Here is a 15,774-nt window from a genome sequence, read left to right on the forward strand (position 1 = left end):
GCCGCTCCTAGTTCCGGTCCGCGCGCAACAGCGCAACCAACAGATAAATGAACAGCCCCACTGCCAGCAGCAGTGACACTCCGTCCAGAACGCTCATGGAAATTCTCCGTGTAACGGCGTATTGCCGCGTGTGCAGTCATTGTCAGGAGGGAGGCTGTAAAGGAACGAGATCGAGGGGTGTGGCGGGGCATAAAGAAAGTGTAAAGAGTGGGCTCTGTGGAGGCAGGACGGGCCTCTTCGCGGGCAAGCCCGCTCCCACAGGATATGTGAATGCATTGTTTCCTTGTGGGAGCGGGCTTGCTCGCGATAGCGGCAGTACAACCACCACTGCACTCAACTGATGCACAAAAACCAACCATCCAGCCGCGAACATCCCCGATACGACAGGTTTCAGGCCTTTACGACACTCATCCACAAAATGGCACGCCCACTGCACACGCCCTCCCCAGAGCTTTCCAACCGTTCTGGGAGAAACGCATGAACACACAACTCAAACCCACGCTGGGCACGCTCCACCTGTGGGGCATCGCGGTCGGGCTGGTGATTTCCGGCGAGTATTTCGGCTGGAGTTACGGCTGGGGTGTGGCCGGCACACTCGGCTTCCTGGTGACCTCGTTGATGGTCGCCACCATGTACACCTGCTTCATCTTCAGTTTCACCGAGCTGACCACCGCGATTCCTCACGCGGGTGGACCTTTGCCTACAGCCGCCGCGCCTTTGGTGAAAAAGGTGGATTGATCGCCGGGCTGGCGACGCTGATCGAATTTGTCTTCGCGCCACCGGCCATCGCGTTGGCGATCGGCGCCTACCTGAACGTGCAGTTTCCGGCGCTCGATCCGAAGCACGCCGCAGTCGGCGCTTACCTGGTGTTCATGACCCTGAACATTCTCGGGGTCAAACTCGCCGCCACGTTCGAACTGGTGGTGTGCGTGCTCGCCGTGGCTGAATTGCTGGTGTTCATGGGCGTGGTTGCACCGGCATTCAGTTTCAGCAACTTCGCCCTCAATGGCTGGGCAGGTTCCGATGTGTTCGGCGCCCCCGCGATAGCCGGCATGTTCGCGGCGATTCCATTCGCGATCTGGTTCTTCCTCGCCATCGAAGGCGCCGCCATGGCCGCCGAAGAAGCCAAGGACCCGAAACGCACGATTCCCAAAGCCTACATCAGCGGCATCCTGACCCTGGTGATACTGGCAATGGGCGTGATGTTCTTCGCCGGTGGCGTCGGCGACTGGCGCACCCTGTCGAACATCAACGACCCGCTGCCGCAGGCGATGAAAACCGTGGTCGGCGAAAACTCCGGCTGGTTGCACATGCTGGTGTGGATCGGCCTGTTCGGCCTGGTGGCGAGTTTCCACGGGATCATCCTCGGCTACTCGCGCCAGTTCTTCGCCCTCGCCCGCGCCGGTTACCTGCCGGCATCCCTGGCCAAACTGTCGCGCTTCCAGACGCCGCACCGAGCAATCATCGCCGGTGGCGTGGTCGGCATCGCCGCCATCTACAGCGACGGCCTGATCAACCTCGGCGGGATGACACTGACGGCAGCGATGATCACCATGGCCGTGTTCGGTGCCATCGTCATGTACATCATGAGCATGCTCAGCCTGTTCAAACTGCGCAAAACCGAACCCAACCTCGAGCGCACCTTCCGTGCTCCCTGCTACCCCCTGCTGCCCATCATTGCCCTGGTGCTGGCGGTGGTGTGCCTGGTGGCAATGGCCTGGTTCAACACGTTGATCGGGCTGATTTTCCTCGGTTTCATGGCCGTGGGATTCGTGTACTTCATGCTGACAGCGCAACTGCGCGCGGATGCGCCCACGGACGCCATGTTGACCGGACTTTGACTGACGGCAGGTGCAACCGGCAGATCAGGCATAGAATGGAACCACTGCGAAAATAAATCGCTCAAAGTGGTAAGCAGGATCGGTTGGCAAAACTGCCAACCGAACTGCACTCAAGGAGATTCCCATGCCCTGGTATGCCTGGTTGATTCTGGTCGTTGCAATCGGCTCGATCGTCGGCGGTTTGATGATGCTGCGCGATACGGCCAACAAGGTCGAACTGACCGATGAGCAGCGCAAGCGTGTTGCGGAGCGCAATGCGGCAGCGGATGCCAAGGATGCGCAGGATCGCTGAATATAAATGCACCTATTGGTTTGTTTGTTACTAGTGCGTTTAGTAGTGGTTGTCAAAGGAGGAAAATCTCGGCATCGCTGGGATTTTCCTTATTAAAGGAACACCTCAATCGCCTGTCGAAGTTATCCTGGTACAGCCCCTCTCCGGCACCTTGCCATCGATTAACCTGGCCAACCAACTACTAACAGAGCAAAAATTAATTCTTCGTCCGGACTAAAATAAAAGACCCTTCTTGCCTTACTCCTTTACTATCAAGATCGAATGCAACAATGAAACAAAGTCGTTCGATATAAAGATATTCAATCAACGCAACCGGCAACACAATCACTGCTATTCATTGCGCCAACTGAGTGAACAAATTACCGTTCGTTGCGCCTGTGAAAGGTCCAATCTGATGTGCACTCCCATTTGAATCCAAGCGCAAGCGCCGGAGTCTCCCAGCAACGCGTCGTCATCGAGCGAGTCCGTACGTCGAGAAATCGCGCCAGCCGCGGATCTGAAATCGCAGGTGATCGCGGATGCAACCTGTATGCTTAATGTAGGTCTGAACGTAACCTATCCAAATCTGGTGGGCGAAGGTGGCTTGACCACAAAAGTTGCAGGAATGTGTCCCTCATATTCAGATGGATGTGGCCCCGGAAAACGGGCGCACTCGCCGGTCTTCTTACACTTGCGTGGCTGATGTATGGCTTCGTCAAAGCATTCGAAACTGATCGCTCACCAATTTTTCTGCGTGATCACCAGCGCATGCTTTACTGATTGAAGTTCAGAAAATGCTTGCCAACAGGACATAATGACGGATGAGCCTATTCAACGACAAAACCAAGAAGGCTGCCCTGATATGTGTGGGACCGCTGGGATGCTATGTCGCCTATCAGATCCTTTTCATCGGGCGATATCTGGACTCAGAGAAATACCCTCTCCTTACGTCCGCCTATGCGAATGGAGCGGCAGTCATAGACACAATTGGCGCGCTGATCGTCGCTGTCCTGGGCGTTTTCGTAGTGCGACGTCTTGGCGACTTCGATGAGTTCACCCCAACGCGTAAACCTCTGTCGACACTGACTCTTATGTTGATTGTGGTCGGAATTATCAGTCTGATGGCGCTTAGTATTTATCGCGTCCTTGGGACGCTTTCTCCGGAATACGTTCTTCAGGAATACCAGACCTATAACTTCAAGGCTACCGACGGCGGCGCATGGATGATTCTCGCGATGTACTCAGCTTTGTTCCTCCAGCTGATGGACATGTATTTCGGCGGCGTCACTAAAAAGAACGGTGCGATCCTGATGGTGAGCATCCTCATCGTATCCTTCAGTGGAGGCCGTGGGATACTGATCCTTTTCGCACTCATGTTCATCGTATTACTGATGTTCCAACGCGTAGGCCTCGTGAAGTTTTTGATCGCTTCGAGCCTCGCGATTGCATCAGTCGGAACGTCGTTCGTCCTCATTACAGATATGCGCGCACCAGATGATTACGGCAAGGTTGTAGTACACGGCAAAACGGTTACCGAGAAACCTGTTGAGGTTGCACCGACAGACAGCTATGAGGACCTGAATTTCAACGCCGCATTCATTTCAGAAGACGTTCTACTCGCGATTAAAAACCACGATGTTGAGCCCGGTGCCTATGCGGCTGAGGACGCACTCTTGGCTTTTGTCCCTCGTAGCCTGATGCCGAACAAGCCGATCTCCACAGCCGAAACGCGAGCAATCTATCCGGATGTCGCGAAACGTGGCACGAACATCACCTTCCCGCTCAAGGCGAATGTGCTTATGCATCTGGGAGGCTGGGCATTTTATGCCGATTGGATCGTGGTAGCGATCTGTCAGACGCTGATGCTTATTGGGATTTCCCGGCGCACGAAGGCACCCGGCGTCTCTGATTTCGCCATGCTGTTCTGTGGTATTGGATTCATGCTCATCGCCAGAGGTGGGGTATTCAATGCGCGCTTACTGGTAATCGTGCCTTGCATTCTCGCAGCGTATGCGGGTTATTGTAGGCTGCTGCACATTCAAGGTGGCTGGACGCTTGGCGGGCAACCGCCCGGTATGAGGATTAAATGACGCCTGCGCGAGCATCCGTACCAGCGATATCGGTTCACGACCTAGCCATTTGAAGACGCGGGATAAACCGATTCGCGAGCTTCCCTATTCAGGGGGGCCTCAAGATCAATCAGCAGAGGCCGGAGTGCTCGTGCTTGTCCACACCCAGACTCATCCATGGCATACGAATTGCCGAATAACGAAATGTCATCGCGCTCGCTCATATGACCGGCAGGCACTTTCGATGTGTAACCGCTGTAAATGGACACTTCGAATCGCAATGAACTGCGCAACCAGCCGACACTCTGCTGATGAAAAACCAGACTGCGAGTGCCAACAGCACACCAGCCCTCGCGCTCCCGGGCGAGTTCGGTAACCTCAAGCGCCTCGATCATCCGAATGAACTGGCAAACGCAGCGTTTGGCTTGCGCTGATAGCTTGCAACTCGAATATATGACAGGTCCCGCACAATCGTCCGCTGACGAGCTGCACACTCTTCGTTCCAGCCTTTTAAAAGCACCAGAAATGCGCTGCAAGCATCTGAATGCTTTTTAGAAATAGAAGTACAGTCACCATCTTATTTTCATTGGTTAAGATGGCGCATAGTTGCGGAGATTAAAAATGCGTTACTCGCAGGATCATAAAGCCCAAACACATGAACGCATTATCAAGGAAGCATCAGCGCGATTTCGCCGGGACGGGATAGGCGCGACTGGCCTGCAACCGCTGATGAAAGCTCTAGGGTTGACTCACGGCGGTTTCTATTCGCACTTCAATTCCAAGGACGAACTGGTGGAGAAAGCCTTGCAGGCAGCCGGAGAAGAACTGGATGCGCATTGCGCCGTTTTGTTTGCTCAGGACCGCCCTCTTGAAGCGTTCATCGACAGCTACCTGTCTGAGTGGCATCAGACTTCGCCTGATCAGGGCTGCCCTCTACCGACCATGTCCTCGGAACTTGGTCTGCGCGGACGGCCAAGCTCGACCTCTGATACCGTGCTGAAAGCAAGGCTGGAACAAATACGAGGCAGCTTGGCGAGTGCAGATGCTGCCGATCAGAGCATTGTTATCATGTCTACGCTGGTCGGAGCGCTGCTGCTGTCTCGCAGTGTCGAGAATCCCGAACTGGCCCAACGGATTCTCGACGTCACCCGGTGTCACCTCAAACACTCTCAGGATTAATCCTGCCAGCGTTTGAACAATACACTGGCATTGACCCCGCCAAAACCAAAACCGTTGGAGAGCGCGTATTCGATGTCCATCTCCCGTGCCTTGCCATGCACGATATCCACACCTTCGCTAGCCCGGTCCGGGTGATCGAAATTGAGGGTGGCCGGCACGACCTGATCGCGGAGTGCCAACAGGGTGAAAATTGCCTCAATCCCCCCCGCAGCGCCGAGCAGATGCCCGGTAGCCGACTTGGTCGACGTCACGGCGATCTTGTTGTCCGCACCGAACAACGATTTGATCGCTGCCAACTCACCCAGATCCCCAACCGGCGTCGACGTGGCGTGCGCGTTGAGATGTTGCACTTGATCAGGGGAGATACCGGCCTGGGCCAAGGCAAGCGACATCGCCCGCCGCGCACCGCTGCCATCTTCAGGACCAGCAGTCAGGTGATAGGCGTCTGCGCTGGTGCCGTAACCGACCAGTTCCGCCAGCGGTTGCGCACCACGACCCAGAGCATGCTCGAGAGATTCGATGACCAGAAGGCCTGAACCTTCGCCCATCACGAAGCCGTCACGATCAGCGTCAAACGGGCGCGACGCACGTTCGGGAGTCTCGTTGAATCCACTGGACAAGGCGCGTGCAGCGGCAAATCCAGCGAGGCTGACACGGTCAATTGCTGCCTCCGCCCCTCCACAGATAGCAATATCCGCTTCGCCGCACCGAATCAGCCTCGCCGCGTCACCAATCGCCTGCACCCCGGCGGCGCATGCCGTTACCGGAGCACCCAAAGGGCCTCTGAAACCATGCTTGATCGATACATGGCCGGCAGCCAGATTGACCAGGAAAGAAGGTATGGTAAACGGCGACAAACGACGCGGGCCACGGCTGTCAGTGATGCGAACCGCATCAGCAATTGCGCCAAAACCACCCACGCCCGAACCAATGATGGTGGCGGTACGCTCCTGGGTCTCATCGGTTGGCGCATGCCACCCCGCCTGCTCAACCGCCTGACGTGCGGCTTCCATAGCAAACAGGATGAAGCGGTCCACCTTCTTTTGTTCTTTGGGCGGTGTCGCCAAGTCGGGATCAAACCCAGCCTGCGCATCATCAGCCAACGTCGGGACGGCACCGCCAATGCGCGCAGGCAGATCCGCGACCACTTCATCCGGCAAACGCTTTATGCCAGAGCATCCGGCCAGCAGACGCGTCCAAACCGCATCGACACCACAACCCAGAGGCGACACCAGCCCCATACCCGTAACAACCACTCGAATATTACTCATACAACAACTACCTCCAGCCGATGGATGGCGCCTCACTTGTATCGGGAGGCAGCCTTGTTCCTGGAAAGATTTGGCGCCATTACATAACGCGCAGCGACGAAGGCGTCCCAATCAGCAACATTCGGCAACGAAGGAATCGTGATCAACTCGCCCTGGTCCAAACCTGCCAGCGCCGCATCGACCATCTCTTCCACCTCCATGACCATGTCTGCCGGAATGTGGCTCGCGTCAATACCAGAACGCTCCCAGATTTCGGTGCGCGTCACGCCTGGCAATACTGCTTGCACCTTGACACCGGTGCCATCGAGCTCGGCGTTCAGTGACTGCGAAAGGCTCAGCACATAAGCCTTGCTCGCACTGTAGGTAGCGTTGAAGCGTTCTGGAAACAAAGCCACCACAGAAGCAATGTTGATGATCGTGCCTCGACCAGCCTTGGCGAAATTCGCAGCTGCCGCTGAGGCCAGGAGCGTCAGAGTCGTGACGTTCAACTGAATGAGCCGCTCCAGTTGATCAAGGTCGGTATTGGCGAGCAATCCATCCGCCGCGACGCCCGCGTTGTTCAGCAACAAGCTGATACTGGAGTCGCTGCGCAAACGTTGTTCAACTTTCAGCACGTCGTCTTTTTGGGTCAGGTCGGCTTTCAATACCTCGACCTGAACGCCATGCCTTGATCTGAGCTTGTGAGCTGCGGCGTCCATTCGCTGTTGATCACGAGCCACCAGCAATAAATCAAAACCGCGCGCTGCTAGGCGCTCAGCGTAGAAGGCGCCGATGCCTGACGAAGCGCCAGTGACGACAGCTATGCCCTGAAACTGGGGAGAATTCATGACCGTGCTCCTGAAGATGCGTGAAAGAAAACATATGATCGCTGGCCCAGCTGCCTGCGGAGAACGCTATCATTATAGGCATAATTTAATTTGCATATGATAGCTGTAATTTTCTCAATGCAGACGAAAGGCGCGCTTAGCACCCATGCGAGATTGCAAAAAGCCGGTCAATGACCGGCCTTATGGCGCAGGGTTACTAGCTTAGTTCGCCTCGAGCTTCTCGCGATTCTTATCTAGGATGGCTTTGCCTATTCCCTTGACTTCGAGCAGCTCGTCCACTGAGGAGAAAGGACCATTGGCATCACGGTAGGCAACGATCGCCTGAGCTTTGGCCTCCCCCACTCCAGCCAGCTCTTGTTGCAATGTCGAGGCGTCGGCTTGATTCACGTCGACTTTTTCGGACAAGGTCTTGGATGAAATCTCCATGACAAGGGGAGCGTTGACCGTTTCGGGTTTATTGGAGGGTGCAGCGAAAGCCGTAGCACCACAGACAGTGGCGAGCAGAACCAGCATGAGCGACTGGAAGTAGTTTGTACGCATAATTGAAGCTCCATGGCATTGATTTGAGAACGCAGCTTTTCCCAAGCTGCTCCTCAAATTTAGGTGATGGGTGGAGCCTGTCAAAAATGCGTAGGTTACCGATTGTGTGAAATATGGGCTCTCAATTTTCCGGATCACTGACGGAAATCCGACCCCATCCTCTTAGTGGCGCAGGTCGGGAGCTAGGCTCGCTAATGCCAACCGCTTGAACTCAAAGGGGTGAGCCGATTTTCGCCACACAAACCTTTTATGTGGATTTTCCTTTGGTGCTTGATGATCTTTTCCCGCAAACTATCACCGCATAAAATGGGACACCACAGGGGGAGGGTCTAGTGACTCACATCGACCGGATCGAGGAAAACGACTCGATGAAGTGTACACAGTGAAGAAAATTGCAATTCTTCAATCAAACTATATTCCCTGGAAGGGATATTTTGACATGATCGCGGCCGTGGATGAGTTCATCATTTATGATGATATGCAATACACGAAAAACGATTGGCGAAATCGCAATCGTATTAAGACCCCGAACGGACTTGAATGGTTAACCGTACCGACCGGTCAGAATATCAGTCGACGCATCAGGGATGTCCAGATACCCGATTACCGCTGGCAGATAAAACACTGGAAAACGCTAACTTCCAACTATGGTAAATCTCGGTATTTTCGCGAGGTCGCTGCGTGGCTCGAACCACTGTACTTGAATCAGCAACACACCAATCTCAGCGAACTCAACTGCGCGTTCATTCAATCTATTTGCAACTACTTGAACATCAATACAAAAGTCACTTATTCCTGGGACTACACATTGACAGAGGGAAAGTCAGAGCGACTGGTTGAGTTATGTGCTCAAGCTGCGGCGAGCGAATATATTTCAGGCCCTGCGGCAAAAGGCTATTTGGACAAGAATGTTTTTTCTGACCGGGGAATAAAAGTAACCTGGTTTGACTACTCCGGCTATCAGGACCACCCTCAGTTGTGGGGAGACTTCACACATGAGGTATCGATTCTGGATCTGCTGTTCAATTGCGGGGAATCCGCTAAAAATTATATGAAGCATACAAATCCGTGAAACTTTCAATTATTGCCACTCTATACAAGTCCAGCATGTTTCTAGAAGAATTTTGCCAACGTACCATTGCCGCTGCGCGACAAAATGCTGGCGATAATTTCGAAATCATCTTGGTAAATGATGGTTCTCCTGACACATCGCTGCAATTGGCTTTGAGCCTGCAGAGTCAGCATCCGAGCATCAAAGTCGTAGATTTATCCCGAAATTTTGGCCACCATGCCGCGATAGTTGCAGGACTGGAACTGAGTACGGGAGAGCGAGTCCTTCTGATGGACTGTGACCTGGAAGAGCAACCTGAGTGGCTAGAGCTGTTTTCCGAAACAATGGACCATACAAATGCGGATGTCGTTTATGGAGTGCAGCAACAAAGAACGGCGTCCCGTACATCAAACTTCTTCGGAGAGATTTTCTGGTCCGCGCTGAATTTCATGTCAAGCGTCAGGATTCCCCATAATCCGATGACATGTCGATTAATGACAAGAAGGTATGTTGAAGCACTTCTGACCGTCCAGGACCGGGTGCTCTACCTAGCAGGGACATTTGCTTGGGCAGGCTTTTCCCAAGTCGCGATCCCCTTGATAAAAACCCCGCGGATCGCACTGCAAAAATCGAGCTACAACTTGTCACGCAAGCTCGTGCAGGTCGCTGATTCGTTTGCTTCGTTCAGTGTTGCTCCCCTGATGGTGCTATTCTTGACGGGGTTACTGATATGGCTAGGATCTATTGTATTCGCACTCGGAATTTTTGTTGAAAAATTATTGTTTCCCGAGACCGTGCTGTCTGGATTTACCTCCATTATGATTTCAATTTGGTTTTTGGGAGGTACCATAATACTTGGCACGGGCATTATTGGACTCTATATTGCGAAAATATTCCAAGAAGCCAAGCGACGCCCCTTATATATAGTTCGCAAGACCTATGGACACGAAAATGAGCAATAAATTCGACGAGTTCATCGAGGCCATGTGCACCGTAGCGATTGAGCACCTAGAGTTAAGTTGCGCACTCCTCTTCGAAGCGCAGATAGACGCACCGTGATCGCCGGGAGATTGACTCAGTACGCGAGGTTTTTAAGGGAACAGCATCAGGTATAGTCAGCGAAAAATGGCTCTGACGGGGTTCACATCAAATTTCCGTGAACCTTTCAATGGGAACGAGTATTGGCGGAAAAAGTGCACTTCAAAATTGGATGGATTGACCGTACGGTCGTACAATTAATGAAATACGGGATCATTGGAATCTCCACTAATGGCGTTGGCTACCTGCTTTATCTCGCTACGACACATCTCGGCGTAAGCCCGAAATGGTCCATGACCATGTTGTACGTGGTTGGCGCGACTATCGGCTTCATCGGGAACAGTCGTTTGACATTTGCGTACAAAGGAAGCATTTTAGGGTCGGGGACCCGATATATTTTGGTGCATATAGCTGGATACCTTTTAAACTTGGGTATACTAGTCATATTTGTTGACCTGTTAGGTTACCCACATCAGATCATCCAGGCCGCAGCTATCTTTGCGGTTGCTGCTTTTCTTTTCATCATGTTCAAATTTTTTGTATTTCGGAGCATCCAGGAATGACTGCTGCACGCACTCCTTTCCCTGAAGAAACCTTCGCAGCACTTGCGGCAGCCGAAGCCGGCCATTGGTGGTTCCGTGCACGCAATCGGGTGCTTTTATGGGCCCTCGCTTCACGTGTTGGTCACTTTGATAGCTTTCTGGAAATCGGTTGCGGCACCGGGTTTGTTTTGGAGGGGATCAGTAAAGCCTATCCAAAAGCAGATATTTACGGCTCGGAATATTTCGAAGAAGGCCTTCTGCATGCCCGAAAGAGAATGCCTTCTGCCACTTTTTCCCAATTAGACGCTACAAAAATGACTGATAGTGAACGCTACGACGTCATTGGAGCGTTTGATGTTATCGAGCATATCGAGCAAGATCAGTTAGTAATTAACAACTTAAGCAATGCGCTGAAAACAGGCGGCTCATTATTGATTTCCGTTCCTCAACACCGCTGGCTCTGGTCAGAAGTCGATGAATACGCTTGCCATGTACGTCGCTATACCCGCTCGGAACTAACCGAGAAGATTCAATCTTCGGGCCTTCACGTTGAATACGCAACCTCCTTCGTGAGTTTTCTTGTACCATTAATGTGGCTGTCGAGACTCAGGGCACGGACCAGCGATTACGATCCCATGGCCGAATTCAAGATCCCAGCCGGGTTAAATTACTCTCTGGAAAAGATCATGAAGTTAGAGCTCGGCCTGCTGAAACTGGGAATACGTATTCCAGTTGGCGGCTCACTTCTAATAGTCGCGAGAAAAGAATAATTGCTTTACCGCATTTGAAACAACTAGCGCTTATTGCCATTGAGACAATATGCATGAACCTTGCAAGGATTCATTTTAGCCACCACGCGACATGAGTGAATTCCCCTAAGCCTGCGTTGCAAGTTCAGCATAGAGCATCCGGCGATGGCTTACCTCAAGCGCTGTCATCGCCGGATTCAAATGCTGGCCGCATAAGGCTCATGCGCTGCTTCTCTTGAAATGGTGGTCGCGTGGCAAAAAGCAGATTGTTCTTTCCGACGAAATTTGGAAAAATGCAATCGTCTTGACCTCCCACTAAATACCACTTCACTAATCACCGGAACGCCACGCTAGAGCGACTGACTCCATGAAAGCCAGGAGTTTGCTAGCCAGAGCCCATTCCCACATCTCCGGCTACAGGTAGGTCTACCAGTACATCAACAACACCCTGTTATCGATGTACTGAAGGGCAACTCACCTCAGTGCGGCCTGACTAACGATTTTTGAGAATACAGCCTTTTAGCTCTGTATTAGTCGACTAGTTTATAGGGGCACTGCCTCGCTGGAGCTCAGATCCACCCATTCTTTTTTGCTAAGAATACGGGATTTGTAAGCGATTTTGGGGGCGAGGCGCGACCATAGACCCTCTCCATCTTCAGCCTTTAGATTCAGTTGTACTATGGCAACGGCCTCCTCAGCACTGCGGACATGTTTGCCCGACTTATACTGAGTTACGAAAAACTTATCAAAATCACCCTTAGCGTATTTACTTACTTCCCCCAACTCCAAACCGAACCGACGGTCATCCCCCAACGCGCGCGCCAACAAACCGTTCCACTCATAAAAACGATATGTGCGGCCGAAAGCACCCAGGTCTTTGGTTCGATCTTTAATTAATATAAGGTTGGCTTCAGAAACTACGGGATCTTTCCTGAACTCATCAAGGAGAATAAGCTGCTTTTGCCAATCAATATAGAAATGATAATATCCGCTCACCCCATAACTAATGCATGCTGATAAAACAATAGAAAGCGAGATAACTTTAAAAAATTTAGGAAGAAGCATTAGCCCTGCAGAAACTAACAAAGCAGCGCCTAGCGGCATTAGAAGTTGATATCTTGACGTCCAATCTGAGAACGTCGGGGTATAGCCTAAAATCCAATAAGGCAAACAAGCGAGAACACTAGCCATGCCCCCAAGCGCCAGATACCACAAATGCGAAAGGGTGTTCTGCTTTTTTCCATTCGAGGAAAATAATTTCCACAATAAAAAAAACACGAGCGGAAAAAGTGCTAGAACGACACTACTATTAAAGTGCAAATCAAAAATATCTCTAATCTGAGCCGCGACCATACTGGGAATCACCTTCAGACTATAGCTCTGGTTATATCCTGCATAAAAACCCTCTGGCCGATAGAACATGAACTTCGCCCCAAAAAACAGGAACGGAATAACCATTAATTCCCAGCGTGCCAAAGCGACTTTAATCAACGTCGAAAGAGAATGACGCTCGGAAGAGCGATACCACAGATCGAGTATCGGCAACACGTAAAAAACAAGTAGCGAGTTTGTATTAAAGCTTAGAAAAAAAGAATGGCGGACAAAACTCGATATCGATCAATAGCCAGCCATGCGCCGAAAAACATCACATAGCAGGCTGTATAAGGAAAGTCGATTAGCGGCACACGCGCCATATTAAATGGAAGTAGCAAAAACAGAAGGATGACACACCAGCGTGTTTGACATCCAAACGTGCCATTTCTCTTGAGCACTTCGTTGAGGAAAAGACCCGCCACCGCCATTAGTACAAACGTCAAAAACTTATAACTCCACACCCCCATACTGACAAAACCGACATGTAGATAGCCAACCAAATTAAACATGGCGCCTGCTTGCTGGAAGATATTCAGTATTGTTTCACTGGAAGAATCAACAACGACCCAGTCGTCGAAATATACCGCATCAGAAATGAAGAATATGCCGACGTGCATTAGTGAGTACAGAAAAGCTGCTAAGACAATGAATTTTTGTTCAGCACTAAAATGTATTTTTTCAAAAAACGCCAAGATCTTTCCTTTTCATTCGGCAGCGAAAGACAGAAATGTTCTGTCAATAACTTAGTTATGAACCACTCGCCAGTGCTGAGACAACGCACATCCTCACTGTATCCCCATTCAGGCACACGTTACAAACCTGATCTGCTTACAGATTAGCCATATTGACCCGCAATCGCTCCTTTAGATAACGTAGAGAAGCAAAATGGCCATGAATGTAGCCCACATCACCATCACGACCTGCGGAAATTAGCGGTGAAACAGTCAAACAGACATGATATTAAACTGTCGTAGAGAGTTCCGAATATCATCAGTTGTACACACGCTTAACGCAGGTGAGTATCAGGTTCCAGACGGTGTTGCTGATATATCCAGTCAACAATCTCGCCTTCTGGCGAATAGCCGCTGACAGTATCACGCAGCAGCTGTCTAACCCGCGTGTAATCGTCTTTCTCAACCGCTGTAACTAACTCGTCCAATTTCGCTTTCAATACGTCCCATGGCAAATAATCTTCGTGAGCGCTCATAATCATTGGATGCTGGGTCGCCACGACGTTATCGCCAATGAGCAATTCTTCGTAAAGCTTCTCCCCCGGACGAAGCCCCGTAAACTCGATGGCCATATCTCCATGTATATTTCTTTCTGAACGAACGCTTAGTCCAGATAGATGAATCATTTTCTCTGCCAGTTCGACGATTTTAACTGGTTCGCCCATGTCCAATACAAAAACATCCCCACCGAGGCCGATAGACCCAGCCTGAATAACCAACTGAGCGGCTTCGGGGATAGTCATGAAGTAACGAGTGATCTTGGGGTGCGTAACTGTCAATGGCCCGCCAGACTTGATTTGCTGGTGAAACAGAGGGATAACCGAGCCAGAGGAGCCTAGTACGTTCCCAAAACGCACCATAGTGAAGCGAGTTTTATTCACCCGGGATATGTTGGAAGTGTCGCCGAATAGAACCGGAGCGATTTCCCTACTGAGCGCTTGCAAAACCAATTCCGCCAGGCGCTTCGTACTTCCCATAACATTTGTCGGGCGAACCGCTTTGTCAGTGGAGATCAGCACGAAATTCGCTACACCAGCTTGCAAAGCTGCCTGGGCAGTATTCAGCGTACCAATTACGTTGTTCAGTACACCCTCGGCTATGTTGTGTTCAACCATAGGCACATGTTTATAGGCGGCCGCGTGGTATACGGTATCCACACTCCACGTTTTCATAACTTCGAGTAATTTTTTCGGATTGCGGACGGATCCAAGAATTGGTAGGAGCTTTATTGACAACGACTCTCGATCTACACGTTGCTCAAGCTCTGACAGAATGTTGTAAAGATTGAACTCACTATGATCGAAAAGCAAAAGCGTCGTAGGTCGTAAAACCAAAATCTGTCGACAGAGTTCTGAGCCGATTGAACCTCCGGCACCGGTTACCAGCACAGACTTTCCTCTAATACAGTGCTCCAGCAACTCAGCTTGTGCAGGCACAGAATCCCGTCCGAGCAAGTCGGCGATGTCCACTTCCTGAATGTCATCGACCTTAACCCGGCCGCTTGCCAAGTCCATGAATCCCGGAATGCTACGTACATGAAGCGGGAAGCCTTCCAGGAAACTGAGAATCTCACGACGTCGACCACGATTAGACGAAGGAATCGCAAGAAGAATTTCTTGAGCCCCCGTGGCGTCGATCATCTGTTGGATATGCTTCGGCTCATAGACCTGTAACCCAGAAATAACCCGGTCAGCAATGGTGCTGTCATCGTCGATAAATGCTACCGGGCGCATGGCTCGTCCCATGCGTAGTGCCGCAACAAGTTGGTTACCCGCAGCACCGGCGCCATAGATAGCTACTTTCGGTAAACCATCATCCCGATTAGTAAAGGGGACATGCTGAGCAGCGGTAAACCAATCGCCTAAAAAATACTGACGCATCGCCAAGCGCAGTCCCCCGATCATTATCAGACTCAACCACCAGTAATTGAAGATAATGGAGCGGGGAACCACACGCTGATGGTTGCTGTACACATATACCACTAGTGCCAATATCAGTGCCGACAAACTGACGGCCTTAATGATAGCAATCAGGGCGTCATTCCCAAAGTAGCGCATGACGGCACGGTACATTCCGAAACGGATGAAAAGTGGGATTGCGACCAAGGGTGCGCTGAGAAATAACCACAGATGCTGCGAGAACGGGTCGATTAATTCATCTATACCTAAACGGACGATAAACGCCATCCACAAGGCTGCCCAGACCAGAACCACGTCGGTGGTCAACTGTATAATACGCTTATACCGGCGGGACAATCCCAACAAGAAAGCTCGCAAATTATCCATAAAATC

At 51.4% G+C, this 15,774-nt stretch carries 14 protein-coding genes and 2 pseudogenes; 8 read left to right on the plus strand and 8 right to left on the minus strand.

Going from position 1 to position 15,774, the window contains the following annotated elements; all coding sequences use genetic code 11:
- Positions 1-7 precede the first annotated feature (7 nt).
- Positions 8-97, minus strand: coding sequence for a K(+)-transporting ATPase subunit F (gene kdpF, locus AB4N64_RS16730; RefSeq protein ID WP_007899818.1), 90 nt, complete (start codon positions 95-97; stop codon positions 8-10).
- A gap of 380 nt (positions 98-477) precedes the next feature.
- On the opposite strand from kdpF, the pseudogene eat reads away from it, so the two are divergent.
- The 3 genes and pseudogenes from eat to AB4N64_RS16745 all read left to right on the plus strand — a co-directional run bounded on the left by eat (position 478) and on the right by AB4N64_RS16745 (position 4,202).
- Positions 478-1,841: pseudogene (gene eat / locus AB4N64_RS16735) on the plus strand (ethanolamine permease).
- Between the two features lie 124 nt (positions 1,842-1,965).
- Positions 1,966-2,133, plus strand: coding sequence for a DUF2897 family protein (locus AB4N64_RS16740; RefSeq protein WP_460117011.1), 168 nt, complete (start codon positions 1,966-1,968; stop codon positions 2,131-2,133).
- An 800-nt stretch (positions 2,134-2,933) separates the two neighbouring features.
- The gene (locus AB4N64_RS16745; protein ID WP_460117012.1) at positions 2,934-4,202 is read left to right on the plus strand and encodes a hypothetical protein; all 1,269 of its coding nucleotides are present in this window, start codon (positions 2,934-2,936) and stop codon (positions 4,200-4,202) included.
- Between the two features lie 257 nt (positions 4,203-4,459).
- Here the strand turns inward: AB4N64_RS16745 and AB4N64_RS16750 are convergent.
- A pseudogene (locus AB4N64_RS16750) lies at positions 4,460-4,628 on the minus strand (GntR family transcriptional regulator); the annotation flags it as partial.
- Between the two features lie 174 nt (positions 4,629-4,802).
- Between AB4N64_RS16750 and AB4N64_RS16755 the strand changes: the two are divergent.
- Positions 4,803-5,360, plus strand: coding sequence for a TetR/AcrR family transcriptional regulator (locus AB4N64_RS16755; protein WP_460117013.1), 558 nt, complete (start codon positions 4,803-4,805; stop codon positions 5,358-5,360).
- Here the strand turns inward: AB4N64_RS16755 and fabF are convergent.
- From fabF to AB4N64_RS16770, 3 genes are all read right to left on the minus strand, one after another.
- Complete coding sequence (gene fabF, locus AB4N64_RS16760) at positions 5,357-6,631, minus strand: beta-ketoacyl-ACP synthase II (protein WP_460117014.1); 1,275 nt, start codon at positions 6,629-6,631, stop codon at positions 5,357-5,359. The two genes, AB4N64_RS16755 and fabF, sit on opposite strands and share 4 nt — an antisense overlap.
- 32 nt (positions 6,632-6,663) lie before the next feature.
- A complete protein-coding gene (locus AB4N64_RS16765; protein WP_460117015.1) occupies positions 6,664-7,458 on the minus strand; it encodes an SDR family NAD(P)-dependent oxidoreductase in 795 nt (264 codons plus the stop codon).
- A gap of 201 nt (positions 7,459-7,659) precedes the next feature.
- Positions 7,660-7,998 (minus strand): ComEA family DNA-binding protein, encoded by a 339-nt coding sequence (locus AB4N64_RS16770; RefSeq protein ID WP_460117016.1) that lies wholly within the window; start codon positions 7,996-7,998, stop codon positions 7,660-7,662.
- Between the two features lie 382 nt (positions 7,999-8,380).
- Here AB4N64_RS16770 and AB4N64_RS16775 point away from each other — a divergent pair, with 382 nt between their 5' ends.
- From AB4N64_RS16775 to AB4N64_RS16790, 4 genes are all read left to right on the plus strand, one after another.
- Positions 8,381-9,070 carry a WbqC family protein gene (locus AB4N64_RS16775; RefSeq protein ID WP_460117017.1) on the plus strand — a complete coding sequence of 230 codons (690 nt, stop codon included), beginning with the start codon at positions 8,381-8,383 and terminating at the stop codon, positions 9,068-9,070.
- Positions 9,067-10,011, plus strand: coding sequence for a glycosyltransferase family 2 protein (locus tag AB4N64_RS16780; protein WP_460117018.1), 945 nt, complete (start codon positions 9,067-9,069; stop codon positions 10,009-10,011). Before AB4N64_RS16775 ends, AB4N64_RS16780 begins: the two co-directional genes overlap by 4 nt.
- A gap of 276 nt (positions 10,012-10,287) precedes the next feature.
- The gene (locus AB4N64_RS16785) at positions 10,288-10,650 is read left to right on the plus strand and encodes a GtrA family protein (RefSeq protein WP_460126782.1); all 363 of its coding nucleotides are present in this window, start codon (positions 10,288-10,290) and stop codon (positions 10,648-10,650) included.
- The gene (locus tag AB4N64_RS16790) at positions 10,647-11,399 is read left to right on the plus strand and encodes a class I SAM-dependent methyltransferase (RefSeq protein WP_460117019.1); all 753 of its coding nucleotides are present in this window, start codon (positions 10,647-10,649) and stop codon (positions 11,397-11,399) included. The genes AB4N64_RS16785 and AB4N64_RS16790 overlap by 4 nt, the downstream gene beginning before the upstream one ends.
- A gap of 522 nt (positions 11,400-11,921) precedes the next feature.
- Here the strand turns inward: AB4N64_RS16790 and AB4N64_RS16795 are convergent.
- The 3 genes from AB4N64_RS16795 to AB4N64_RS16805 all read right to left on the minus strand — a co-directional run bounded on the left by AB4N64_RS16795 (position 11,922) and on the right by AB4N64_RS16805 (position 15,768).
- Entirely contained in the window at positions 11,922-12,926 is a 1,005-nt protein-coding gene (locus AB4N64_RS16795; RefSeq protein ID WP_460117020.1) for a hypothetical protein, read from the minus strand.
- Positions 12,927-12,958: 32 nt separating this feature from the next.
- The gene (locus tag AB4N64_RS16800) at positions 12,959-13,444 is read right to left on the minus strand and encodes a hypothetical protein (RefSeq protein ID WP_460117021.1); all 486 of its coding nucleotides are present in this window, start codon (positions 13,442-13,444) and stop codon (positions 12,959-12,961) included.
- A 314-nt stretch (positions 13,445-13,758) separates the two neighbouring features.
- The gene (locus AB4N64_RS16805; RefSeq protein WP_460117022.1) at positions 13,759-15,768 is read right to left on the minus strand and encodes a polysaccharide biosynthesis protein; all 2,010 of its coding nucleotides are present in this window, start codon (positions 15,766-15,768) and stop codon (positions 13,759-13,761) included.
- Between the last annotated feature and the right edge of the window lie 6 nt (positions 15,769-15,774).

Source organism: Pseudomonas sp. S2_C03 (genome assembly GCF_054668405.1).